Source organism: Bacteroides sp. 2201st1_D9_2201SCRN_220225 (assembly GCF_040928965.1).
GTDB classification, from domain to species: Bacteria; Bacteroidota; Bacteroidia; order Bacteroidales; family Bacteroidaceae; genus Bacteroides; species Bacteroides stercoris.
Genome location: NZ_JBCODG010000163.1, coordinates 1 through 1886 on the forward strand (window position 1 = coordinate 1; position 1886 = coordinate 1886).

1 protein-coding gene is annotated in these 1886 nt (G+C 38.7%); it reads left to right on the forward strand.

What is annotated here, in order from left to right; all coding sequences use genetic code 11:
* Window positions 1-202 precede the first annotated feature (202 nt).
* Window positions 203-1705, forward strand: a complete 1503-nt coding sequence (locus tag AB5903_RS22390) for a DUF3987 domain-containing protein (protein WP_368118316.1) — start codon at window positions 203-205, stop codon at window positions 1703-1705.
* Window positions 1706-1886: the final 181 nt, after the last annotated feature.

Genomic DNA, 1886 nt, shown 5'->3' on the forward strand with positions numbered 1-1886 from the left:
TGTGCGGGTTTCATAAAACAAAGGTAAGCAAAGATAGCTAATTTTAAAACTTACCAACCAGATATTTCCGCTGAGCCTTAAATTTGGTGCAGCATGCCTCATTACTTTCGGTGCAGGCTATATCTTTTTTCTCTATTCCCAAAAGTATAATTCCAAAAAGAAGATAGATAAGTATCGTGCTATAACCGGTATAAAGGAAGATTTGGACAATAATCATACCGAGAATAAAATCAAAGTAATAGAAACCGAGAATAAAGCGAAAATAGACTTTGACAATGCGCATACCGATAATGAAATCAGAGTGATAAAAGCCAAGAACGTAGCGAAGATTGACTTTGACAATGCACATACCGATAATGAGATTAGAGTAATAAACGCTGAAAGCGCAGCGAAAATAAAGGAAACGGAGAGTATTTTAGAGAAAAAGCAAGCCTACAATCTCCAAAAAATAGAACTTCGTCGCTCCAAAAGCAATCTGCCAGAACCTCAATTATCGTTACGTGAATGGAACAAAGAATTTCACAAGCGATATGGTACACCCAACTATTCAGGAATTCCATTCTTGAATGAAATTTTGAATTGCTGCCCCCAAGAATACAAAGATGCCATGATGTTCAGCCTGCTTCCTGAGTTTGGTGCTATGGTTTTTTCGAGGGTACGGGCAAAGTTTATTAACGGTAGTATGCAATCTCCTAATATAATGACCGTCATTGAAGGGGTCAGTGGTTCAGGCAAAAGTAATTTCAGGGATATGCACAAGCTGTTGTTTCAGCACATCATTGATGCCGAATGTAAAAAGCTTTCCAATGATGAAAAAGGTTCAATAATCCAGTTTATTGGCATCAACATATCAGCATCCCAATTTATAGAGATGCTTGCCAGAAATAGGGGTGTTCATATGTACATCATGGAACAGGAGATTGATACTGCTAAAGATGCCTTCAAAAAAGATGGATGGCTTGCATCTTCAACCATTCGTAAGGCGTTTGATAACGATATTGAGTACCAAAACAAAAAGGGAGAATCTGCTAAGGGAGGGTTTCAGGTCTATCTTAATGCAACATTTGCAGGTACACCTGGAGCCATTAATTCACTTTTCAAAAATAAAGAAAAAGAAAATGGAACAGCACGCCGTTTTTGCTTTACAGTTGCTCCCGAATTGGGTGCTAAATCTCCTGTTTTTAAATGGCTGGCAGGTGAGAAGTTGGAACGCATAAAAAAACAAATTGACGAATGGCGCTCCCTATATTGTTATCATCACGCCCCCATGAACGGTGATGTACCTTGTGATGAATTTACCATTGATCTAAACTACATAAATGTAGCATTAGAAAAATGGTGTGAACAACAATACGATCGCTACAAGGTCGATGGAATTGAGGAACGCAATAACATGCGGAACGGAATTGCCGGCATAGCCTTTCATTGCGCCATCGTCCTTCATATGATGGCTGGTAATCCCTCTAAAAAAGAAAAGGGCAAGCGTAATGCGGTTAAGAATCTAACTGTTTACATAGCCAATTATTGTATGGAAAGGTACCTTACCAAATTTTCTTCAAGCGGTGGGATTCGCCCACAATCTTCCAACGATACTTTTGCTGGGTATGAACATCCCAATGCTAAAAATATACGAAAAATGACACTGGAAGAAGCTAAATACTGGTACTCACTTAGAGGAACAGTAGATGAACAGGGGAAAAAATAGGATTAGGATATATAGCCAGAAAGTTAGGTACGACCAAAGATGAAGTGAGAAATACACTCAATCGGTACGAAAAGAAACGAGCCTCTTAATTATCTGCAAAGTAAGAAGGTGTGTCGTAATGCACGATGCACCTTCTTTCTTGTTTATCACCGATATAAATCGGTTTATTTTCTTCAAGCTG